Raw genomic sequence first — 25,139 nt, forward strand, 5'->3', positions numbered from 1 at the left:
CTTTTTATTGTTATATAATTAATCAATATAGATAAATGTATGTTCTGTTCTTTATTGTCTTGGGGGTAGTTTGATTTTTTAAGATCGTGTTAATGCTTATTATTTGGTGAATGAATCAAATTGTTATCTATTATTCATATACAACTTTTAAGATTGCTCCTTTCTTACCTTTTATTTTAATATATTTGCAAACGTTTAAAATAAGAGTGAAATAATCAAAAAAATATGAAAGCAGGTATTGTAGGATTACCTAACGTAGGTAAATCAACCTTATTTAATTGTTTGTCTAATGCAAAGGCTCAAAGTGCTAACTTTCCTTTCTGTACTATAGAACCTAATATTGGGGTGGTAAATGTACCGGACCCAAGATTGTTAAAATTAGAAGAATTAGTAAATCCAGAAAGAGTTTTACCTGCAACAGTGGATATTGTTGATATTGCTGGTTTAGTAAAAGGGGCAAGTAAAGGAGAAGGGTTAGGAAATCAGTTTTTAGGAAATATTCGTGAGTGTAATGCTATTATTCATGTTTTACGTTGTTTTGATAACGATAATATTGTGCATGTTGATGGAAATGTAAACCCTATTAGAGATAAAGAAACTATTGATATAGAGTTACAGTTAAAGGATTTAGATACTGTAGAAAAGAGACTAGAGAAAGTTAAGAAAGCTGCTAAGACCGGAAATAAAGAAGCTCAAGTAGAGGCAGATTTATTAGAACGTATCCGTACTACATTATTAGAAGGTAAATCAGCACGTGTAGTAGAGCCTAATAATCAAGATGAAGAAGAATTAATGGAGGCTTTTCAATTAATTACTGCAAAACCTGTTTTGTATGTGTGTAATGTTGATGAAGGTTCTGCTGTAAGTGGAAATGCTTATGTAGAGCAAGTGAAAGAATTGATTAAAGATGAAAATGCTGAAGTAATTGTATTGGCGGTTGCTACAGAAGCTGATATCATGGAACTTGAAAGCTATGAAGAACGTCAGATGTTTTTAGAAGATGTGGGATTAGAAGAACCAGGAGTTTCTAGATTAATTCGTTCGGCATATAAATTACTAGACTTGCAAACTTATTTTACTGCTGGAGTAAAAGAGGTTAGAGCATGGACTATTCAAGTTGGGGATACAGCGCCAAAAGCAGCAGGGGTAATTCACTCAGATTTTGAGAAAGGTTTTATTAGAGCAGAAGTTATCGCTTATGATGATTTTGTGCAATTTGGTTCTGAGGCTAAAGTTAAAGAAGCTGGTAAACTTAGAGTGGAAGGTAAAGAATATATTGTTAAGGATGGTGATGTGATGCATTTCCGTTTTAATGTTTAATAGAGAATAAATTACAGATATATCCTTAAAAGAGAAGTTGAATAACTTCTCTTTTTTTTGTTTTATAGCTTATGTATTTTGTGGTACTTTTGTCAATGAATTTACTAGTGTTAAATTTGAAAATTATAGTTTTTAAGAACCCGTTTTAAGCCTATATTTATTAGTCATTATATTTGCTCTATGAAAAAAGTTAACTTTAAGAATGTAGTTGAGTTATTAAAAAAATCTGTGTTTGACTTTCTTGATGATAATGCAATGAAGTTTAGCGCTGCCTTATCTTACTATACTATTTTTGCATTGCCTCCTTTGATGATCTTGATTATATCTGCTAGTGGATTTCTTTTTGAAGAAGGTGAAGTGGCAAGTTTTTTCTATTCACAGCTTAACGATTTTGTAGGTGTTAATACAGCAAATGAAGTTAAGAATGCGATGGAAAATGTACAGGTGAGAAGGTCAGGAGCATTGCCAACAATTATAGGTGTAACAATGTTATTCTTTAGTGCCTCAGGGGTTTTTGCCGAGATTCAAAGTTCTATTAATTATATTTGGGGAATTGCTGCCAAACCTAATAAAAGCTTTGTAAGACTTTTAAAAAATAGATTATTATCTTTTGCAATGATTGGCTCAGTAGGATTTGTCTTGTTAGTTAGTTTAATGGTCAATTCAATCGTAGGGTTGTTGTATAATTACTTAAATAACTTTTTTCAAGAGGAGACGATATATTTTGTTTATATATTGAATAATGTTATAGTTTTACTTGTAATAACATTGCTTTTTATGCTTATATTCAAAACGTTACCTAATGGGAAGATAGGATGGAAAGAAACCTTTGTTGGTTCTGTTTTTACAGCTTTACTTTTTATGATTGGTAAATTTGGAATAGGTTTTTATTTAGGAACAACAGCTTCGTCCTCTTTGTATGGTGCAGCTGGATCTATAATTGTTATGTTAATATGGATTTATTATTCGGCTATGATTCTTTACTTCGGTGCAGAGTTTACTAAAAATTACGCGAGCTTTTTTGGTAATAAAATCGTTCCTGGAGAATATTCTGTTGAAATAGCTAAAAACGTAATTAAAAATTCTCCAAACGTAGATATTAACCAATAATTCTTTAATATACAAGGTTAACTCATTTTTATTTTAAGCTAAATAGTAGTATTTTAGCGCAAATTCCTTTAGTTTTTATGCAAGATCAAAGTCAATATACGGAAGACAATATTCGTTCATTAGATTGGAGAGAACACATTCGAATGCGTCCTGGTATGTATATCGGGAAATTAGGTGATGGATCTTCTCCTGATGATGGTATTTATATTCTTATAAAAGAGGTAATCGATAACAGTATTGATGAGTTTGTAATGGGCTCGGGAAAAACCATTGAGGTCACTTTAAAAGACAAACTAGTCTCAGTTCGTGATTATGGTCGTGGTATTCCATTAGGTAAAGTGATCGATGTAGTTTCGAAAATGAATACTGGGGGTAAGTATGATTCTAGAGCATTTAAAAAATCTGTTGGATTAAATGGTGTAGGTACAAAAGCAGTAAATGCTTTGTCCTATTACTTTAGAGTGGAATCTGTAAGAGATAATCAACAAAAAGCTGCTGAATTTTCCGCTGGAAATTTAGTTGTAGAAGAAGATATTACTGAAACAACAAAACGCAAGGGTACAAAGGTTGCTTTCATTGCAGATGAAACTATATTTAAAAATTATAAATATAGAAAAGAATATATTGAGCGTATGCTTAAGAATTATTGTTATCTAAATAAAGGGTTAACAATAGTTTTTAATGGAGAGAAATTCTATTCTGAAAATGGACTGAAAGATTTACTTGAAGAGAATATTGATCAAGAAGATACCGTTTATCCAATTATCCACTTAACTGGTGATGATATTGAAATTGCTATGACACATAGTAGAAGTCAATATTCAGAAGAATACTACTCCTTCGTTAATGGTCAAAATACTACACAAGGGGGGACGCATTTAGCTGCATTCAGAGAAGCTATCGTGAGAACGATAAAGGAGTTTTACAATAAAAACTTCGAAGCATCAGATATAAGAAAGTCTATTGTTTCTGCTATATCTGTAAAAGTAGAGGAACCTGTTTTTGAGTCACAGACCAAAACAAAATTAGGATCTACTGATATGGGACCTAATTTACCTACTGTACGTACTTTTATTAATGATTTTGTTAAAACACAATTAGATAATTTTTTACATAAAAATCCAGAAACTGCTGATGCATTACTAAAGAAAATTTTGCAAGCAGAGCGTGAACGTAAAGAACTATCAGGTATTAGAAAAATCGCTAAAGACCGTGCAAAAAAAGCAAGTTTGCACAATCGTAAACTTAGGGATTGTAGAGTGCATTTTACTGATATAAAGAATCCTCTTTACTTAGATAGTACACTTTTTATCACTGAGGGAGATTCTGCTTCTGGATCTATTACAAAATCTCGTAATGTAAACACACAAGCTGTTTTTAGTTTAAGAGGTAAGCCATTAAATTCATATGGCATGACTAAAAAGATTGTATATGAAAACGAAGAGTTTAATCTACTTCAGGCAGCATTAAATATTGAGGATGATTTCGAGAATTTAAGATATAATAATATTGTGATTGCAACTGATGCCGATGTGGACGGTATGCATATTAGATTACTATTAATTACCTTCTTCTTACAATTCTTTCCTGAGTTAATTAAAGATGGTCACTTGTATATATTACAAACACCACTTTTTAGGGTAAGAAATAGAAAGGAGACTATCTATTGCTATAGTGAAGAAGAAAGAGTGGCAGCTATTGAAAAATTAAAGCCCAAACCTGAAATTACGCGATTTAAAGGTTTAGGAGAAATATCGCCAGATGAATTTAAATATTTTATTGGAGAAGATATAAGGCTTGATCCTGTAATGCTTGATAAGACAATGCCTATTGAAAAAATGCTTGAGTTCTATATGGGAAAAAATACTCCTGACAGACAAGAATTTATCATTGAAAATTTGAAAGTTGAACTTGATGTTGTAGAAGAAAAATTATGATCCACGAAGATAACTTAGATTCAGAACTAGATAAAAATTACGACGAGACACCTATAGAAGAATATATCGAATTACAAGAAGAAGTAACAGAGACAATTACAAAAGTTACAGGAATGTACAAAGATTGGTTTTTGGACTACGCTTCTTATGTGATTTTAGAACGTGCAGTTCCGGCGATTGAGGACGGGTTTAAACCTGTACAACGTCGTATTATGCATTCTATGAAAGAGCTTGATGATGGTCGATACAATAAAGTAGCTAATATTGTTGGTCATACTATGCAATATCACCCACACGGTGATGTTAGTATAGGTGATGCTATTGTACAGATTGGTCAAAAGGATCTTTTAATTGATACACAAGGAAACTGGGGGAATATATTAACTGGAGATAGTGCTGCAGCTTCTCGTTATATAGAGGCTAGAATTAGTAAATTTGGGTTAGAAATATTATACTCTCCTAAAATTACTACTTGGCAAGCATCTTATGATGGTAGGAGAAATGAGCCTGTTAATTTACCAGTAAAATTTCCTTTGTTATTAGCACAAGGAGGAGAAGGAATTGCAGTTGGATTATCTACAAAAGTATTGCCTCACAATTTTAATGAGTTAATCGATGCTTCTATAAAAATATTAAAAGGAAAACCTTTTACGATATATCCTGATTTTCCAACAGAAGGAATAGCTGATGTTTCTAATTATAATGATGGAAAAAGAGGTGGAAGAGTAAGGGTAAGAGCTAAGATAAATCAACTAGATAAGAATACATTAGTTATTACTGAAATACCTTTTTCAACAACTACTACAAGTTTAATTGAAAGTATTCTTAAAGCTAATGAAAAAGGTAAAATAAAGATTAAGAAAATTGAAGACAATACTGCGGCTACTGTTGAAATCTTAATTCATTTACCACCTGGTACTTCACCTGATAAGACGATAGATGCCTTATATGCTTTTACTGCATGCGAAACGTCTATTGCACCCTTAGGATGTGTTATTAGAGATAATAAACCCCTTTTTACAGGTGTATCAGAAATGCTTAAGGTATCAACACATCAAACTGTAGATCTTTTAAGAAGAGAACTAGAAATTGAATTAAATGAATTAGAAGAGAAATGGCATTTCCTTTCTTTAGAGCGTATTTTTATTGAGAATAGAATTTATCGCGCGATAGAAGAAGAAGAAACTTGGGAAGGTGTTTTAAATGCAATTAACGAGGGATTAAAACCTTTTATAGTTAATCTTAAAAGAGCAATTACTGAAGAAGACCTAATAAGATTAACGGAAATTAGAATTAAAAGAATTTCTCGTTTTGATATTGACAAAGCAAATCAAAATATTGAAGCACTAGAGGGTGAAATAGAAAGAGTAAAAGATCATCTAGCAAATCTTATTGAGTTTGCTATTAATTATTTTACTCATCTTAAAGAAAAATTCGGAAAAGGAAGAGAGCGTAAAACTGAATTAAAGAGCTTTGATACAATTGAGGCTACTAAAGTAGTTTTACGTAATCAAAAGCTTTACGTAAATATGTCAGAGGGATTTTTTGGTACTTCCCTTAAACGAGATGAGTATGTATGTGATTGTTCTGATATAGATGATGTCATTGTTTTTCTAAGAGATGGGTCAGTAGTTGTTTCTAAAGTAGATGAAAAGAAATTTGTAGGAAAAGATATTATACATATTGCTATTTGGGATAAGAATGATACTCGTACTATTTATAATTTAATTTATAGAGATGGAAAGTCTGGATCATCTTATGTTAAACGTTTTAATGTAACAGGTGTAACAAGAGATAAAGTATATCAATTAACTCAAGGAAAAGCCGGTTCACAAGTTTTATATTTTTCTGCAAATCCAAATGGGGAAGCAGAAATTGTAACCATTATTCTACGTCAATTATCTAATGTTAAGAAGTTAAAGTTTGACTTAGACTTTGCTGAATTATTAATTAAAGGTAGAGTAGCTAAAGGTAATCTAGTTACTAAATATGCTATAAAGAAAATTGAGTTAAAAGAGAAAGGTATTTCTACTTTAAGACCACGTAAAATTTGGTTTGACGATACAGTTCAACGCTTAAATGTGGATGGCAGAGGAGATTTACTTGGAGAGTTTAAAGCTGATGATCGTTTACTTATTATTACGCAGTCAGGTAAAGTAAAAACTATTGTGCCAGAATTAAGCACACATTTTGAAGAAGATTTGATTGTTTTGGAGAAATGGAAGCCTACAAAACCTATTTCTGCAATCTATTATGAAGGTGAGAAAGCAAAATATTATATTAAACGTTTCTTAGTTGATAATGAGAATAAAGAAGAAACTTTTATATCTGAGCATGAAGATTCTAGATTAGAAATAGTTTCAACCGATTATCGCCCAATTGTAGAAGTTATATTTTCAAAAGTAAAAGGAGTTCAAAAAGAAGCCTTAGAAGTTGATATTGAACAATTCATAACGATAAAAGGTATAAAAGCCTTAGGAAATCAATTAACTGGCGATAAAATACGTCAGATAAATATAAAAGAATCTTTGCCTTACGAAGAGGAGGAAGAGGAAGAAGAAGAAGAGGTAATCGATATAGATGATATCAATCCAGATATTGCTATTGATGATGATGGGCAACAAACATTATTATTTTAGAAAATATGAAAAGGAGTTCATTAACCTACCTAGGATTACTATTTATTCTATCTTGTGTACAGATTAATGCACAAGAACAAGATGATTCATTATTTACACAAGATAGAATAAATCAAACACTTGATGAAAGGTGGGAATTAACTCCTAAAACAAGAAAAAGTACTTTTACAATAAGTCCGTATAAGCCAATATACGTATTACCATTTAGGTATGTTAATAAACCTAATGAGCGACCAGCAAGTTTTAGTCCCTATAATGTTACTGAAACAGCTAAGCCATATGACAATTTGGAGATTAAGTTCCAATTAAGTTTTAAAACTAAAATTAGTCAAGGAATATTTTTTGGACGTGGTGATTTGTGGTTAGGATTTACACAGACTGCCAATTGGCAGGCTTATAATGGAGATATTTCTCGTCCATTTAGAGAATTAAATTATGAACCAGAACTAATATTTAATTACCCATTATTTATCGATATAAATGGTTTTAAAATTAAGATGGCTGGGTTTGCTTTAAATCACCAATCAAATGGACAAAGTTTGCCTGAATCAAGAAGTTGGAATAGATTTATATTTCACCTAGGAATGGAATATAAAAACTGGACTTTCTTTGCAAAACCTTGGTACCGATTTAAAGAAAAGAATTCAGCAGATGATAATCCACTAATTACTGATTATTTAGGTAGAGGTGAGTTTACTACTATCTATTCTAACTGGGGGCAAGTCTTTACCCTTATGGTTAGGAGTAATCTAAGGTTTAATAGTGAATACAGAGGTTATACTGAATTCACATGGTCTTATCCTATTAAGAATCACTTAAAAGCTTTTGTTGCTATTAGTAATGGTTATGGAGATTCAATGATTGATTACAATTGGAATCAAACAAATATAGGAATAGGGATAACATTAATGGAATGGTTATAGATAAAAGAGTAAAAGCGGCCTAATGGTCGCTTTTACTTTTATAACTCAGACCAAACTGAGCAAATAAACAAATGACATCTTTTATCCAATGCTATTTATTGAATGTATCTTGTTGCTTAGCTGCTTTTTTAAGCGAGTATATTAGGTAAATAATAAAGACTATAAATCCTAAAAATGAAAGCCAATTAGTCTGTATTGACCACAGATTAGAACTGTCTAAAGTAAATATTCCATATACTAACCAAAGCAAAACTATGAATGTAATTATCTTTTCTAATTTCATAATAATTAATTAAATTGTCATAGAAAATAGTTGTCTTTCTGGCTTGTTACGTTGTAATCTCATATCGAATGCCATACAAATATTTCTAATAAAAGGTCTTCCTTTCTTTGTAACTCTTATTTTATTATCGTCAATTTCAATTAATTGATCAGCTTTGAATTCGTTTAACTCTTTAAGCGAAGTAGAGAAATCAATAGTCTCGATATCTTTTGATAAATCAGTTGAAAGTGAGCACATTAAATTTAAGATATGTTTTCGAATTATCAAATCTTCTTCATTTAAAATATGACCTTTTACAACAGGAATTATATCTTTAGAGAGTAATTCATAATAAGTATCAATATCTTTTTCATTTTGAGCGAAGGCATACCATGTATCACTTATTGAAGAAATACCTAATCCAATCATCATTTGTGTTTTTGATGAAGAATACCCCATGAAATTTCTATGAATCGAACCATTATTTAGTGATTTGTATAATGAGTCACTTTTTAAAGAAAAGTGATCCATACCAATTTCTACATAGTCATTTTTTAATAATAATTCTTTACCTTTTTCGTATAGCGTTCTCTTGACATCATCTTTAGGTACATCAGAATCTTTAAACCCTCTTTGACCACTTCCTTTAATCCAAGGCACGTGAGCATAGCTGTAAAATGCCAAACGATCAGGTAAAAGTGATTTGGTTTTTTCAATTGTATCAATGATATGTTCTAATTTTTGAAATGGCAATCCATAAATAATGTCATGAGAGATAGAAGTATATCCTATTTCTTTTGCCCACAATGTTACTTTAGCTACATCGTGAAAGCTCTGTATTCTATGTATCGCTTTTTGCACTTCTGGATTGTAATCCTGAACACCAAAACTTACTCTTCTAAAACCTAAATCATAAAGGGTCTGTAATTGCTCTTTTGTAGTATTGTTTGGATGCCCCTCAAAACTAAATTCATAATCATCAACGATATTTCCTTTTGATACTATTCCATTTATCAATTTGGTTAAATTATCTGATGAAAAAAAGGTGGGTGTACCACCTCCTAAATGAATTTCCTTGATATTAGGCTTTTGTTCAAATAAGTTACAGTATAATTCCCATTCTTTAAGAACAGCATCTATATATGGTTCTTCAACTTCGTGACGTTTAGTAATCCTTTTATGACACCCACAAAAAGTGCAAAGACTTTCGCAAAATGGCAGGTGAATATATAAACTAATACCTTCTGAACCATTAGATTCGTCAAAGGATTTTTTACAAGATTCTAACCATTTTTCTGTTGAAAAACTTACATTATCCCAATATGGTACAGTGGGGTAACTAGTATATCTAGGTCCAGGAACATTATATTTTTGTATCAGAGACATGGTCATATTGCTTATATTTGTAACAAATGTATTAGTATCTAGTGCTTATAACAATGACAAATGTCATTTTTATTCTGTGCAATTAACAAAAAAAAATAAAATGAAGAAGTTGTTTTTAACAGTTTTTGCCTTTCTAGCTGTATTTTGTAGCATTTCTGCTCAAGAAATTAAAGGTAAAGAATTATTATCAAAAGAAGAATTTGAATTGGTAACATCGCAAAATGGCATACAATTAGTTGATGTTAGGACATCTAAAGAATTTAAGGAGGGGACTATAGGTAAGGCTATTAATATTGATTTTCTTAGTGATGACTTTATAAAGCAGACGACTAATTTAAATAAACAAGAGCCTGTGTATATCTTTTGTAAATCTGGGAAGAGAAGTGCTGCTGCAAAAAAAGAACTATTGGAAAATGGTTTTACTAAAGTAATTGAATTAGAAGGTGGTTATTCTGAATGGTTAAGTAAACAAAAGTAATTATTTGTCATACCTTAAAGAATATCTAAGCTATTTATCATTTTTTTAAGATGTTTAATTCGGTTTAACGTATAAAATTTTCTATTTTTGAAAAAAAGGAAAGATTATGGATACAGCATCATTTGCAGGATTTTTAAAGACCTTATGCATAATTATCGTTGCTTATTATGCATTTAAGTTTGCGATGCGCTACTTATTGCCATTAGTTGTATACAAAGTGGCTAAGAAAGCAGAGCACAATTTTCAACAAAGACAACAAAATTATTATCAACAGAATAATTCATATACATCAAATGACGTAAATACTTCTAAGGAAAACAATGAAGTTCCAAAGTCAACTAAGGTTGTAGGTGAATATATCGAATTTGAAGAAATTGAAGAAAAATAAAGCACTCTTGTGAGTGCTTTATTTTTTGCTTTATTTCAAGGATTTCTATTTTAGAAATCCTTTTAAATTGGTCTATAGTATTTAAGTTTATTTGGTTAATTTAGCATCATTGTTTAAAATTAGAAACCGAAATTATAACTAATGAATACTTATAAAAAGTTTTTACCACACTTACTGGTTCTAGTAGGTTTTATTCTTATTTCTTTATTGTATTTCTCACCTGTACTATCTGGTAAAGTAATTTACCAATCAGATATCGTACAATATACAGGTATGGCTAAAGAGCAAATTGACTTTAGAGAAAAGACAGGTGAAGAGCCATATTGGACGAATAGTGCATTTGGGGGAATGCCTACTTATCAATTAGGGGCAAAATATCCTTATAATTTTATTAAAGATATAGACTCAGCATTGCGTTTTTTACCACGTCCGGCGGACTATTTATTTTTATATTTTATCGGTTTTTATATTTTGCTAATGTCTTTGGGGGCTAAACCATTACGCTCTTTTTTTGGTGCATTAGCTTTTGGTTTTTCAACCTATCTAATTATTATTCTTGGAGTAGGTCATAATGCTAAAGCCCATGCAATAGCATACATGCCTATGGTTCTTGCTGGAGTGCTATTAGTATTTCGAAAGCATTATATAAAAGGAGGTATTTTAACTGTTTTTGCTGCTGCTCTTGAGATAAGTGCAAACCACTTTCAAATGACTTATTACCTTTTATTATTGTTGATTATAGTCAGTATTTATTATACAGTACAATATATCAAAACGAAAGACTTTAAAGGCTTAGGAATTGCTTATGCTATTTTAGTATTGGGTGGTATTTTAAGTATAGGGGCTAATGCTACTAATTTATTAGCTACCTCAGAATACAGCAAATTTAGTACAAGGGGTAAGAATGAGTTAACTTTCAATCCAGATGGCACCTTTAACGCATCATCTTCAGCAATGAGCTATGATTATATCACTGAGTATAGTTATGGTCTTTTTGAGAGTTTAAATCTATTTGTACCTCGTTTAACTGGTGGAGCTAATAATGAACAGTTAGGTGAAACTTCTAATCTATATAAATTTATTACATCCATAGGAGCAAGTTCGCAAGAGGCTAAACAATTTACAGAACACGCACCAACATATTGGGGGGATCAGCCAATTGTCGCTGCACCTGCTTATATAGGGGCAATAGTATTCTTTCTTTTTGTTTTAGGTATTTTTAGTGAGCGTAGAAATGTAAAGTATATTTTAATTACTGGTGCTTTACTATCTCTTATGTTGTCTTGGGGTAAAAACTTCCCAATACTGACTAATTTGTTTATTAACTATGTTCCATTATATGATAAGTTTAGAGCCGTATCTTCTATACAAGTTATATTAGAAATGTGCGTGCCTGCATTAGCTATTTTAGGACTGTACTCTTATCACAAGCAAGGTGAACAACAGCAAATTAAATCTTTAAAATATGCCTCTATAATTACTGGAGGATTATTAGTATTCCTTTTTGCAATTAAAGGGACACTAAGTTTTAGCGGACTAAATGACGCATATTACCGCTCTGCTTATGGAGATATAGGACCTGGTTTTATCAAAGCATTAATTGAAGATCGCAAGGCAATGTACACTGCTGATTTATTGCGCAGTTTTATTCTTATCGGTTCATCAGCTTTAGTATTATACTTATCTACTAAGAAAAGATTGGCAACAACTTATGCTTTAGTAATTATTGGAATATTGATGGTTGGCGATTTAGTAATGGTTGATCGTAGCTATGTGAATGATAGTAATTTCGTTACTGCTAACAAGATGACAGAGCCTTTTAGTATTACACCTGCAGATAAGACAATCTTAAATGATTTAGAGCATTTTAGAGTTTATGATGTACAAGGTGGTTTTAATAGTGCTCGTGCTTCTTTCTTCCATCATTCATTAGGAGGATATCACGCAGCTAAACCTCGTCGAATGCAACAAATAGTTGATTATCAATTAAGTAAAAATAATATGGAAATATTAAACATGCTTAATGTCAAATATATTATTCAGAAAGATGAACAAGGTAATGACATTCCTTTGGTTAACAATAATATTAATGGTAATGCTTGGTTTGTTTCTAATGTAAAGAAAGTGAATTCTGCAGACGAAGAGATGCGAGCATTAGATAAGCTTAAAACGAAAGAAGAAGCTGTAGTGAATGTTACAAACTTCCCTGGTCTATCATTAAAGGATGAATATAATACTGAATCATCATATATTGATTTACAGAGTTATACACCAAATAAGCTAACGTATAGGTTTAATACAGATGAAGGAGGGTTAGCTGTGTTTTCAGAGGTTTATTACCCTAACGGATGGAAGGCTATAATAGATGACAAAGAACCTGTAGAAATAATTGCTGTTGACTATGTATTGCGCGGAGTTGTTCTACCACAAGGAGAGCATAAAATTACATTTACTTTTGAGCCAACGGTTATTACCACAGGAAGTAAAATTGCATTAGTAAGTTTTATCCTTATTATTTTAGTTAGTATAGGAGGAATTATTTATGCAGTAAAGCAAAATAAAGGTAAAGAAGAAATGGAGTAATGAAAGAAAAAGTTTTAATAATATCATATTATTGGCCACCTGCAGGCGGTCCAGGAGTACAGCGTTGGCTGAAATTTGTGAAATATTTACCTGGGTTTGATATCGAACCTATAGTTTATATTCCTGAGAATCCAACCTATCCCTTAATTGATCACAATATCGCTGATGAAGTAGATCAAGACATTGTTATAATAAAAAATAAGATAAAGGAGCCTTATCGATTTGCGAATGTACTTTCTAGTAAGAAGACTTCCAGCATGAGCGCAGGGATGATTCCCAACAGTAGAAATCAGTCAAAATTAGAAAAACTATTGCTATGGGTAAGAGGCAATATGTTTATTCCTGATGCGCGAGTAGGATGGGTAGCTCCCTCAGTCGAATTTATTACTAATTACTTAAAGGCAAATCCAGACATTACTAAGGTAATAACTACTGGACCACCACATAGTATGCACTTAATTGGGTTAGAGCTTAAGAAAGCCTTATCTATTAAGTGGATTGCTGATTTCAGAGACCCATGGACTACGATAGGTTATCATAAAGAATTAAAATTATCGAAGAGAGCTGCAGAGGCTCACTTAAATTTTGAAAAAGAAGTTTTAAATCATGCTGATCATATTATAGTAACAAGTAAATCTACTAAAGAGGAATTTGCTACTAAAACAAATCAGCCTATTTCTGTGGTTACTAATGGTTACGACACTACTAATGTTGGACCAGTCAAGTTAGATGAAAAGTTTACCCTATCACATATAGGATCCTTTTTATCTAATCGAAATCCACGTGTTTTGTGGAAAGCAATTAGCGAACTAAGAAAAGAGAATAAAGAGTTTAAAGATGCTTTTGAATTAAAACTAATAGGCAAGATTAGTAAAGACATCTTAGATACTATAAAAGAGTTCAAATTAGACAGTTGTACAACTAATATGGGGTATATCAGTCATAATGATTCTTTAATACAAATGAGAGCTTCCCAAGTGCTTTTATTAGTAGAGATTGATTCCGAGGATACAAAGGCTATTATACCGGGTAAAGTTTTTGAATATATGGCAGCTGAACGACCTATATTAGCAATCGGACCGGAAGATTCAGATTTCTTTGAAATTATAAAGCAAACCAATACAGGTAAAATTGCATTATACAGTGAGAAGGAGAAGATTAGAGATATATTATTAGCTTATTTCGAACAGTACAAATCTAAAGATTTGAAAGTATACGGAATGGGGCTGCAATATTTCAGTAGAAAAAGGCTAACAGAAAAGTTAGCTGATATCATTAAGAAAGTATAATATACAATAAGAGGGATTTACAATTTTTGTAAAATCCCTCTTTTATTATTTTATAATTTATCTTTTAGATATTTACCAGTAAATGATTTTTTATTCTTTACTATTTCCTCAGGAGTTCCTGTTGCTACAAGATTTCCTCCGTTTTCTCCACCTTCAGGACCTATGTCGATAATATAATCTGCACATTTGATTAAGTCAAGATTATGTTCAATCACGATGATTGAATGGCCTTTGTCAATTAACGCCTCAAATGATTTTAGTAGTTTATTTATATCGTGAAAATGTAAACCTGTAGTTGGTTCGTCAAATATAAATAACATCTTTTCTCTCGTTGTACCAGCAAGTAGGAAAGAAGCTAGCTTAATCCTTTGAGCTTCTCCTCCTGAAAGAGTAGAAGAGGACTGACCTAATTGTACATAACCTAATCCTACGTCTTGTAATGTTTTTAATTTAGTTACAAGTTTGCTCTGATTGTGTTTACTGTAAAAATCTACAGCTTCATCAATAGTCATTGTTAAGACATCATCGATATTCTTCCCTTCGAAATTAACTTCTAAGATTTCTTTCTTAAATCGTTTACCATGACAAGTCTCGCATTCTAGATGTACATCTGCCATAAACTGCATTTCTACAGTTACAGTACCTTCCCCTTTGCAGGTTTCACATCTACCACCTTCTACGTTAAAAGAGAAGTGTTTAGGTTGATATCCTCTTAATTTAGAAAGTTGTTGTTTAGAAAATATATCTCTAATATCATCATAGGCTTTTATGTAAGTTACTGGATTAGATCTAGAACTTTTACCTATAGGATTCTGATCCACATATTCTATTGCTTTAATTTGACTAAAGTCACCTTTTAGCTCAGTATATTGACCAGCTTTTTCACTTACACCTGTTAATTTCTTTTGTACGGCAGGATATAGAATTTTCTTTACTAAAGTACTTTTTCCACTACCAGAAACACCAGTTATTACAGTGAGACATTCAAGAGGAAAGACAACATCGATATTTTTTAAATTATTCTCTCTAGCGCCTATAACCTCGATAGAACTTTTATAAGATCTACGTTTTTTAGGAACTTCTATTTCTTTTTTACCATTGAGATATTGGGCAGTTAAAGAATCTGATTTAAGAATAGTATTGAAATCTCCCTGAGCTACTAACTCACCTCCATGCGCACCAGCTTCTGGACCTATATCGATAATCTGATCTGCAGCTTTCATGATATCTTCGTCATGCTCCACTACGATTACTGTATTACCTATTTTCTTTAATTCTACTAATACATTGATTAGCTTCTCTGTATCTTTTGGATGAAGCCCAATACTAGGTTCATCTAATATATACATCGAACCCACTAAGCTACTACCTAATGAAGTAGCAAGGTTAATTCGTTGAGATTCTCCCCCTGATAAAGAAGAAGAATTACGGTTGAGCGTCAGATAACCTAATCCTACGTTATTTAGAAACTCTAATCTATTATTAATTTCTAATAGAAGTCTATTAGCAACTTTTTCATCATATTTATTTAAAACGAGTTGTGAGAAAAACTTTTGCAGATGTATAATAGGCATATCTACTAAATCAGAGATTGTTTTATCTCCTACTAATACATAATTTGCTTCTTTTCTTAAACGTTTTCCTTTACAAGTAGGACATTTAGTTTTTCCTCTATACCGAGATAATAACACTCTATTTTGGATTTTGTAATTCTTTTCTTCTAACTCTTTAAAGAAGTCATTCAATCCAGTAAAATACTCATTGCCTTCCCACAATAAGGCTTTTTGCTCGTCACTTAATTCAAAAAAAGGTTTGTGTATAGGAAAATCAAATTTATAAGCATTATTCACTAGTTGATCTCTATACCAGCTCATTGATTCTCCACGCCATGCAAATATGGCATTTTCATAAATCGACAGCCCCGTATTTGGAACTACTAATTCTTCATCTATTCCAATAATATTACCATATCCGTCACAAGAGGGGCAGGCTCCATAAGGATTATTAAAGCTAAATAAATGAATATTAGGCTCTAAAAACTGAATTCCATCAAGCTCAAATTTATTGCTAAAATACGTTTGTTTATTACTTTTTAAGTCTTGGATAATACAGACACCTTTTCCTTCAAAAAAAGCAGTTTCTACTGAATCCCCTAATCGATTATAGAATTCATCATCATCTTTAATTACAAGGCGATCAATTATTAATAGTATGCTATCTTCCTTTAAAGCATTAATTTGCTCTTCTGAATACTCATTCAGAAAAGAATCTAATCGCGTTGTCTTATTATCGACTAATATTCTAGCATATCCTTGTTGCAATAATATATTAAGATATTCACTCATTATTCTTCCATCTTCCAGGACAATAGGAGCGAGTAGTAGCCACTTAGAATCAAGTTCTAATGTTTTAATAAACTCTATAACATCAGTAACGGTATCTTTTTTTACTTCTTGATGCGAAATTGGAGAGAAAGTCCTACCTATACGAGCGTATAATAGTTTCATATAATCATAAATCTCCGTAGATGTACCCACAGTCGATCTAGCATTAGTAGTATTAACCTTCTGTTCAATGGCTATTGCAGGAGCAATTCCTTTGATATATTCAACTTTTGGTTTATCAATTCTTCCCAAAAATTGTCTAGCATAAGATGAAAGACTTTCTACATATCGTCTTTGACCTTCTGCATATAATGTATCAAATGCTAAACTAGATTTACCCGAACCAGATAATCCAGTGATGACAACTAGCTCATTTCTTGGTATTACAACACTTAAGTCTTTAAGATTGTGCAATTGTGCACCTTTGATAATTATATTTTTTTTGGGATCTATTTTAGAGTAATCAATTTTATTCATAACTAGCTAAAAAGTTGAAGATACAAAGATAATGTATCTTTTCGTTTTATCGTCTAGAGCTAGCAGAGATTAATGAACTAAGCATCATAATTTGCTAAATCCTATCGCAAAACAAAATATAGTATTAATGCTAATTACCTACAAAAAGAAGAATGCTATAATAAAAAAAGATTACTTATAAATCTTACGATTTTCTATATTCATCAGGAGAAACTCCTACGTATTTTTTAAAGAAGCGATAAAAATAAGAATTATCCTTAAAGCTAAGTTTATATGCTACTTCGCTAGCTGATAGATTAGTATTTACTAAAAGTCTTTTGCTTTCTAATAAAATTCTTCTTACGATTTTCTATATTCATCAGGAGAAACTCCTACGTATTTTTTAAAGAAGCGAGAAAAATAAGAATTATCCTTAAAGCTAAGTTTATACGCTACTTCGCTAGCTGATAGATTAGTATTTACTAAAAGTCTTTTGCTTTCTAATAAAATTCTATTTCTAATCATCTCACCAGCAGACTGACCTTTTACTTTTTGGCATACAGCATTTAAGTAATTAGGTGTTACATAAAGTAATTCACCATATTCTTTAGGAAATCTTAACTCGTAGAAATGCTTTTCTATTAGATGTTCAAACTGTTTTACGAGATTTGAAGGTTGTAATTGTTTGTATGAAAAACTATTTTCTTCTTCTATTTGTTTTTTGCATAGAAGGAATAGCTCTAATAGATATACACGTACAAGATTGTAATCACAATGATCTAATAATTGAACCTCATAAGTAATTTTATCAAAGATATTAGAGATAGTAGAGTAGTAGTTACCTACATTTATTAATGAAGAATTAGTACCTGATTTAAAAAATGGCAATTCATCTATAAATCGCTCATCTACTAAAAAAGAAGAAAAGAAATCTTGTTTAAAATTAACCAGTATCCCCTGCGTAGAATCATTGAAATCCCATTTGTGAATTTGCCCAGGAGATAAAAAGTAAATATCTCCCTTTCTAACATCATAATTCTCGTAATCAATTAAATGTATTCCATCCCCACTAGTTATGAAAAGAACCTGATAAAATAGATGCTTATGAGCATGAGAAACCATATTATTTCTCAATGAAATTATTCGCTGTAAATCAAAAATAACACAATCTTGAATGATATTATCTTGATTTAGTAAATCACAACTATTAAAACGAGGTATTTTTTTCATACTTATGTAAGGTGTTTTAAATATATTATATTTAATTATTACACATATAATTATATTATTATAAAATTACTTATTTTAATCATATAATAATAATTGTTTTAACATTTTTATTTTTTTGTTAATTTTTAGTTTTTTATTATTTAAATTATTTTATTAATAGTGTTATTTAGTTTTAAATATGGCTTAATTGTGGTAGATTGTTGAATTAAATACATCAATAATCTGTTATTGATATTGAAAAAATATACTTTATAAGTATATTTTACATATACTATAAGTTACAAAATGTCAATATTAGTCATAATTACTAAATTATTGTACCGCTTAGATAGCAATTTTGAGAATAAAGAATAAGGAAAATTACTTATCATATTATACTAGAACTTATAGATTCAAAATCTATCGTTTTGTGAATTCGAAAGAAGGTTACAATTCAGAACTATGCAATATCACTGCGAAATTACGTAATATGAGAATAGGACTATTGACATGTGAATTACATCACATATCTTTAATGATTAACTCTAATGTATAGCGAAAGATTATACAACTTAGATAAGTAGTGTGGATGATCAATCATTATAATACAAGTAATTCGTTGGGTAGGTGTAAATAGTGAGTAGTAAAAATCGTATATTTGTAGAGTAAATAAGTGTTCTAGCTGATGCTATAGAATAAAAATACATAAATCAAAGTGTGATTTTTTTTTCTAGATTGACTGTAAAAAAGTCAATCTTTTTTCAACTATTTCCCCTTTTTTTAGCGTTTAATCTGGGTTTCATCCCTGTGTAAGTTGACCACGGATGCAGTATTGTTCGGGAATAGGGCTATTTTTGCAATGCCTCCCTGAACCGTTCTCGAACAAGACCCCTATTCATCATTCTGAAACACCGCTAAACCCTTGTAAACACAAGGTTTTTCACAAAAGTCATTTCGCCTTTAGTAGTAAATAATGGTCATTTTTGCCCTTTATGGGTACATGAAGTAAATAGATATAATGATTTTGCGTACAGTCCTCAATAAGAGGAATAAAGTTGGGGGAATTACTATACTATTCAAACATGAAATTATCTTAATCAATAGATTGAATAGCTAATCGTAGCTTTTATAATTATAGATCGTTGCAAGTTTTATAGGTTAGTTAGTTATTTTTAAAATTGCATAAGAGTCTTTTAAACATAAGCTCATATACTTTAGAGGGGTAGAAACAAATAAAAAACCGCCATTCCCCGTGGAGAATAGGCGGTTTTTTTTCAAACAAACTAAACCAAATTGTTTTGTTTCCTATAAATTAGAAAACATATTCATTTGCCTCTACCAATTTAGTCGCAATAGTTTCTCTTAATGCGTTAATATTTGGTAAGTTGGCATATTTTGTAAATCTGCGTAATCCCATTAACATAATACGTTGTTCATCTCCTTCTGCAAAAGAAGCGATACCTTCTTTTCCTTTTTGAGCAACGATATCAACAGCATGGTATAAATATAATTGAGCCATAGCAATTTGCTCTTTTATATTCTCAGCACCTTTTAATTTTGCTAATTTTTCAGTTCTAAGTATTCCACTTTCAGCCATGTAAATTTCAATCAACATGTCAGAAGCTGCCATTAATAATGGTTGATGTTTATCAAGCTCTGGACCATATTTTTGTACAGCACTACCAGCTACCATTAAGAAAGCTTGCTTTAATTTATTGATCATTTCTTTTTCTTCTGCAAATAACTCAGAGTAATCAGGAGTATCGAAGCTTGGGATGCTCATTAATTCCTCAGCAACTTTCATTGCAGGTCCTAATAAATCTACATGCCCTTTCATTGCTTTTTTAATTAACATACCAACAGTAAGCATTCTGTTAATCTCGTTTGTTCCTTCGTAAATACGAGAGATACGAGCATCACGCCATGCACTTTCCATAGGTGTGTCTTCAGAGAATCCCATACCTCCAAAGATTTGGATACCTTCATCAGCACATAATTGAACGTCTTCAGAAACAGCTACTTTAAGAATAGAACATTCTATAGCAAATTCTTCAACCCCTTTTAGTTCAGCCTCTTGGTGTGTGTTTCCTTCAGCAATACGTTGTTTAATACGTTCTTCTATCGATGATGCCGCTCTATAAGCTGCTGCTTCACCTACATAAGCATTAGTTGCCATTTCAGCTAATTTAGTACGGATAGCACCAAATGATGAAATAGGAGTTTTGAATTGAATACGCTCATTAGCATATTTAATTGATTGTGTAATCAAACGTCTTTGTGAATCAAGACAAGCTGCTGCTAATTTGATACGTCCAACGTTCAATGCATTCATTGCAATTTTAAATCCGTTACCTCTTTCAGATAACATATTCTCTACGGGAACTTTAGTTTCGTTAAAGAAAACTTGACGAGTAGAAGAAGCTCTAATTCCAAGTTTGTGTTCTTCTTCTCCTAGTGTAATTCCGTTATTAGGATCATTCTCTACAATAAATCCAGTAATATTTTTATCATCACCAATTCTTGCAAATACTATAAATAGGTTACAAAATCCAGCATTAGAAATCCACATTTTCTGTCCAGTGATAGAGTAGTACTTACCATCTTCAGATAATACAGCTTTAGTTTTTCCAGAATTAGCATCTGATCCAGCATCTGGCTCAGTTAAACAGTATGCACCAAACCATTCTCCAGAAGCTAATTTTGGTACATATTTTAATTTTTGTTCTTCGTTACCATATAATGTGATAGGCATTGTTCCGATTCCAGTATGTGCTCCAAAAGCAGTTGAAAAAGAACCAGTAGCCCCTGAAATATAATCACATACTAACATGGTAGAAACAAATCCCATTTCTAAACCACCGTAAGCCTCAGGAACAGCAACTCCTAAAAGTCCTAATTCTCCAGCTTTACGCATTGTTTCTTCTGTAAAAGCGTAGTCTTTTTTCTCAAATCTCTCTTTGTAAGGCCAAATCTCTTTATCTATAAATTCCTTTACAGATTCGCGCATCATGATTTGCTCTTCAGAAAAATCTTCTGGTGTGAATACGTCTTCGTACTTTGTTTCTTTTACAAGGAATTGACCTCCTCTAGTGATATCTTTACTCATTTTATTTTCGTTTTATAGTGGTTAATAGTTTATTACAATAATTCATAAATACCTGCTGCACCTTGTCCAGTACCAACACACATACTTACCATTCCATATTTTGAACCGCGACGTTTCATCTCGTCGAATAATTGAACAGATAATTTAGCACCTGTACATCCTAGTGGGTGACCTAATGCAATTGCTCCTCCATTAACATTTACAATCTCAGGATCTAAGCCTAATTCTCTAATAACAGCTAATGATTGAGATGCAAAGGCTTCATTTAATTCAATTAGATCAATATCTTTTAATTGTAACCCAGCTTGTTTTAATACTTTTGGAATAGCCTTAACCGGACCAATTCCCATAATTCTTGGTTCAACACCTGCTGCCGCATAGTTTACAAGGCGAGCGATTGGTTCAATATTTAATTCTTTGACCATCTCTTCAGACATTACCATTACGAAAGCTGCTCCATCACTCATTTGTGAAGAGTTACCAGCTGTAACAGATCCATCTGCTGCAAAAACAGGTCTTAATTTAGCAAGTGCTTCAATTGATGTTCCTGCACGAGGTCCTTCATCTTTAGCAACTGTATAGCTTTTACTATCTTTTTTACCTTTTTCATTAACGAATACTTCATTAATTGTAATTGGTACTATTTGATCATCGAATTTTCCATCTTTTTGAGCTTTCAATGCTTTCATGTGTGAATTGTAAGCAAACTCATCTTGGTCTTCTCTAGATACATTATATTGATTCGCTACTGCTTCTGCTGTTAATCCCATTCCCCAGTAGTAGTCTTCATGCCCTTCTTTTGCAACACCGTAATCTGGAGTAGGTTTATATCCTCCCATTGGGATATAACTCATACTTTCAGCACCACCAGCAATAATACAATCAGCCATACCAGCTTGAATTTTTGCAACAGCCATACCGATTGTTTCTAATCCAGAAGCACAATAACGATTAACTGTTACTCCAGGTACGTCATCAACTTTTAACCCCATTAAAGAGATTAACCTAGCCACGTTCAAACCTTGTTCTGCTTCAGGCATTGCATTTCCTACCATAACATCGTCAATACGACTTTTGTCAAATTCTGGTAGTTCTTTCATTAAATGTTCGATAGTCTCTGCTGCTAATTCATCAGGTCTTTTGAATCGGAAAACTCCTTTAGGAGCTTTACCCACAGCTGTTCTATATCCTTTTACTATATATGCAGTTTTCATTTTATTAGTCTTTTAATTTGGTTAAAGATTAGTTTCTTAGAGGTTTACCAGTTTTCAACATGTGCTGAATTCTTTCTAAAGTTTTTCTCTCTCCACATAGAGATAAGAAAGCCTCTCTTTCTAAATCCAATAGGTATTGTTCTGTTACTAATGTTGGTTCAGATAAATCTCCACCAGCCATAACATAAGCTAATTTGTTAGCGATTTTACGGTCGTGTTCTGAAATATATTTACCAGCTTGCATACTATCTGTACCTACTAAGAACATACCTAGAGCTTGACGTCCTAATACTTTAACATCTTTGCGCTTAACAGGTTGAGTGTAACCAGCTTCAGCTAATAATAATGCATTGCGTTTAGCTTCAGCTAATTGTAGATCTTTATTTACAACAATGACATCTTTACCTTTTTGTAAGATATTCAAATCATAAGCTTCATTCGCAGAAGTAGCAACTTTAGCCATTCCGATAGTTAAGAAATGTTCTTGAAGTGTATTTAATTCTACGTCATTTTTACGATATAAATCCCCAGCTCTTAATGTCATCTCTTTAGAACCACCACCACCAGGGATAAGTCCTACACCAAACTCAACAAGCCCGATATAAGTCTCTGCTGCAGCTACCACTTTATCAGCGTGTAAGCTTAACTCACATCCACCACCAAAAGTCATTCCATGAGGTGCTGCTACTACAGGTATTCCAGAGTAACGCATTTTCATCATTGTATCTTGGAACATTTTAATAGCAAGATTTAATTCGTCATAATCTTGCTCAGCTGCCATCATGAATATCATCATTAGGTTAGCACCAACTGAGAAATTAGAACCTTGATTACCTACTACTAATCCTTGGAAATCTTTTTCGGCGATTTCAACAGCTTTATTAAGTCCTGCTAATACACCACCACCAATAGTGTTCATTTTTGAGTGGAACTCTAGGTTTACAATTCCATCTCCTAAATCAATTAAAGAAGCTTCGCTATTACCCCAAACTTTATTAGTATTTCTAATATTGTCTAGTATAATAAATGCGTCTTGTCCTGGTATAGGCTCAAATGTTTTTGTGTTTTGATTATAGAACAGTTTTTTACCATTCTCTACTTTGTAAAAACTCTTAGCTCCAGAAGCAGCTAATTCTTTCACCCAGTCTGCTACTTTATAACCTTCGCTCTCTACTATTTGAATACCTTTATCTAATCCTACTAAATCCCATGTTTGGAATGGTCCGTATTTCCATGCATATCCTGTGCGCATAGCATCGTCAATAGGGTAGAAGGTATCTGAAATTTCAGGTACTCTTTGTGAAACATAAGCGAAAAGTGAAGCAAAGTGTTTGCGAATTAATTCTCCTGCTTTTCCTTTGTCTGCAAGAAGAACAGCTAATTTTGCTTTTGTACCACCTGCCTGATTAGCAGTTTCTACAACTGGAAGTTTAGCACGTTCTAATTTTCTATATTCTAAAGTATCTAGATCTAAGGCAAAACGATTTGTTTTTCCTTCTTTATCAATTTCTTTGTAATAAAAACCTTTTCTAGATTTATCTCCTAAAAATTTATTTTCAAGTAAAAAGTTTAGAGCTTTACTGTCTTTAATTTCTTGAATCATTTCATCATTAGGACAATTTTGCTTAAGACCTGCAGTTACGTTAATTGCAGTATCTAATCCAACTAAATCACCTAGTTTGAAAGTTCCAGTTTTTGGACGTCCTAATATACTTCCTGTTAGCGTATCAGCTTCTTCAATTGTTAATCCAATTTCTTGCGCCAATTGCATAACCATAGCCATTGAATATACCCCAATACGGTTTCCGATAAACCCTGGAGTGTCTTTACACAATACAGGAGTTTTTCCTAAATATAGGCTTGAATATTTTTGGAAAAATTCAATTACTTCCGGTGATGTATATGGACCAGGAATTATTTCAAATAACTGTAAATATCTAGGAGGGTTAAAGAAGTGTGTACCACAGAAGTGTTTCTTAAAGTCTTCTGAACGTCCTTCTACCATTAGATTCATTGGAATACCAGAGGTATTAGAAGTGATTAATGAACCAGGTTTTCTATATTTTTCTATCTGTTCAAATACAGATTTTTTAATGTCTAATCTTTCAACTACAACTTCAATAACCCAATCACAATCTTTTATTTTTTCTAAATCATCTTCAATATTCCCAGTAGTGATTCGGCTTGCGAATTTTTGGTCATATATAGGAGATGGTTTAGATTTTAAAGCATTTGCTAGGTGAGTAGTAGCTATTTTGTTACGTACTATTTTACTTTCTAGAGTTAAGCCTTTCTTCTCCTCATCAGGTGTTAATTCACGAGGTAAGATGTCAAGAAGAAGTACTTCCAATCCAATATTGGCAAAATGACACGCAATAGCCGAGCCCATAACACCTGAACCTACTACTGCTACCTTTTTAATGATTCTTTTCATATTTTAATTATTCTTTGGTTT

Annotated in this window: 16 protein-coding genes; 9 read left to right on the top strand and 7 right to left on the bottom strand. The window is 31.9% G+C overall.

The annotated features are described in order from the left end of the window. The first annotated feature begins 225 nt into the window (after positions 1 to 225). From ychF to RH98_RS06920, 5 genes are all read left to right on the top strand, one after another. Entirely contained in the window at positions 226 to 1,320 is a 1,095-nt protein-coding gene (ychF, locus tag RH98_RS06900; protein ID WP_010252320.1) for a redox-regulated ATPase YchF, read from the top strand. Positions 1,321 to 1,500: 180 nt separating this feature from the next. Then, on the top strand, positions 1,501 to 2,430 hold the full coding sequence (locus RH98_RS06905; RefSeq protein ID WP_010252322.1) for a YihY/virulence factor BrkB family protein: 930 nt from the start codon (positions 1,501 to 1,503) through the stop codon (positions 2,428 to 2,430). Between the two features lie 77 nt (positions 2,431 to 2,507). Beyond that, positions 2,508 to 4,367, top strand: a complete 1,860-nt coding sequence (locus tag RH98_RS06910) for a DNA topoisomerase IV subunit B (protein WP_010252324.1) — start codon at positions 2,508 to 2,510, stop codon at positions 4,365 to 4,367. Further along, the gene (locus RH98_RS06915; RefSeq protein WP_010252326.1) at positions 4,364 to 7,006 is read left to right on the top strand and encodes a DNA gyrase/topoisomerase IV subunit A; all 2,643 of its coding nucleotides are present in this window, start codon (positions 4,364 to 4,366) and stop codon (positions 7,004 to 7,006) included. Before RH98_RS06910 ends, RH98_RS06915 begins: the two co-directional genes overlap by 4 nt. 5 nt (positions 7,007 to 7,011) lie before the next feature. After that, positions 7,012 to 7,929 carry a phospholipase A gene (locus RH98_RS06920; protein ID WP_010252328.1) on the top strand — a complete coding sequence of 306 codons (918 nt, stop codon included), beginning with the start codon at positions 7,012 to 7,014 and terminating at the stop codon, positions 7,927 to 7,929. A 292-nt stretch (positions 7,930 to 8,221) separates the two neighbouring features. Here the strand turns inward: RH98_RS06920 and hemN are convergent, their stop codons facing one another. Next, entirely contained in the window at positions 8,222 to 9,583 is a 1,362-nt protein-coding gene (gene hemN / locus RH98_RS06930; RefSeq protein ID WP_026038779.1) for an oxygen-independent coproporphyrinogen III oxidase, read from the bottom strand. A gap of 94 nt (positions 9,584 to 9,677) precedes the next feature. Between hemN and RH98_RS06935 the strand changes: the two genes are divergently transcribed. The 4 genes from RH98_RS06935 to RH98_RS06950 all read left to right on the top strand — a co-directional run bounded on the left by RH98_RS06935 (position 9,678) and on the right by RH98_RS06950 (position 14,315). After that, positions 9,678 to 10,055 (top strand): rhodanese-like domain-containing protein, encoded by a 378-nt coding sequence (locus RH98_RS06935; RefSeq protein WP_026038780.1) that lies wholly within the window; start codon positions 9,678 to 9,680, stop codon positions 10,053 to 10,055. Between the two features lie 106 nt (positions 10,056 to 10,161). Next, on the top strand, positions 10,162 to 10,443 hold the full coding sequence (locus RH98_RS06940) for a DUF4834 family protein (RefSeq protein WP_010252338.1): 282 nt from the start codon (positions 10,162 to 10,164) through the stop codon (positions 10,441 to 10,443). 141 nt (positions 10,444 to 10,584) lie between these two features. Continuing rightward, positions 10,585 to 13,026, top strand: a complete 2,442-nt coding sequence (locus RH98_RS06945) for a membrane protein (RefSeq protein ID WP_010252340.1) — start codon at positions 10,585 to 10,587, stop codon at positions 13,024 to 13,026. Then, a complete protein-coding gene (locus RH98_RS06950) occupies positions 13,026 to 14,315 on the top strand; it encodes a glycosyltransferase family 4 protein (protein ID WP_010252342.1) in 1,290 nt (429 codons plus the stop codon). Before RH98_RS06945 ends, RH98_RS06950 begins: the two co-directional genes overlap by 1 nt. A gap of 50 nt (positions 14,316 to 14,365) precedes the next feature. On the opposite strand, the gene uvrA is transcribed toward RH98_RS06950, so the two are convergent. The 6 genes from uvrA to RH98_RS06975 form a co-directional block, all read right to left on the bottom strand. Then, positions 14,366 to 17,176 carry an excinuclease ABC subunit UvrA gene (uvrA, locus tag RH98_RS06955; protein WP_010252344.1) on the bottom strand — a complete coding sequence of 937 codons (2,811 nt, stop codon included), beginning with the start codon at positions 17,174 to 17,176 and terminating at the stop codon, positions 14,366 to 14,368. Between the two features lie 184 nt (positions 17,177 to 17,360). Then, complete coding sequence (locus RH98_RS15420; RefSeq protein WP_081498617.1) at positions 17,361 to 17,522, bottom strand: helix-turn-helix domain-containing protein; 162 nt, start codon at positions 17,520 to 17,522, stop codon at positions 17,361 to 17,363. Then, entirely contained in the window at positions 17,516 to 18,385 is an 870-nt protein-coding gene (locus RH98_RS06960) for a helix-turn-helix domain-containing protein (RefSeq protein WP_010252346.1), read from the bottom strand. Before RH98_RS06960 ends, RH98_RS15420 begins: the two co-directional genes overlap by 7 nt. Positions 18,386 to 19,676: 1,291 nt before the next feature. Next, the gene (locus tag RH98_RS06965; RefSeq protein WP_010252348.1) at positions 19,677 to 21,470 is read right to left on the bottom strand and encodes an acyl-CoA dehydrogenase FadE; all 1,794 of its coding nucleotides are present in this window, start codon (positions 21,468 to 21,470) and stop codon (positions 19,677 to 19,679) included. A 32-nt stretch (positions 21,471 to 21,502) separates the two neighbouring features. Beyond that, a complete protein-coding gene (locus tag RH98_RS06970) occupies positions 21,503 to 22,684 on the bottom strand; it encodes an acetyl-CoA C-acyltransferase (RefSeq protein WP_010252349.1) in 1,182 nt (393 codons plus the stop codon). Between the two features lie 28 nt (positions 22,685 to 22,712). Then, the gene (locus RH98_RS06975) at positions 22,713 to 25,118 is read right to left on the bottom strand and encodes a 3-hydroxyacyl-CoA dehydrogenase/enoyl-CoA hydratase family protein (RefSeq protein WP_010252351.1); all 2,406 of its coding nucleotides are present in this window, start codon (positions 25,116 to 25,118) and stop codon (positions 22,713 to 22,715) included. Positions 25,119 to 25,139 lie beyond the last annotated feature (21 nt).

It is taken from the genome of Myroides injenensis M09-0166 (genome assembly GCF_000246945.1).
In the GTDB taxonomy this organism is placed as follows: domain Bacteria; phylum Bacteroidota; class Bacteroidia; order Flavobacteriales; family Flavobacteriaceae; genus Flavobacterium; species Flavobacterium injenense.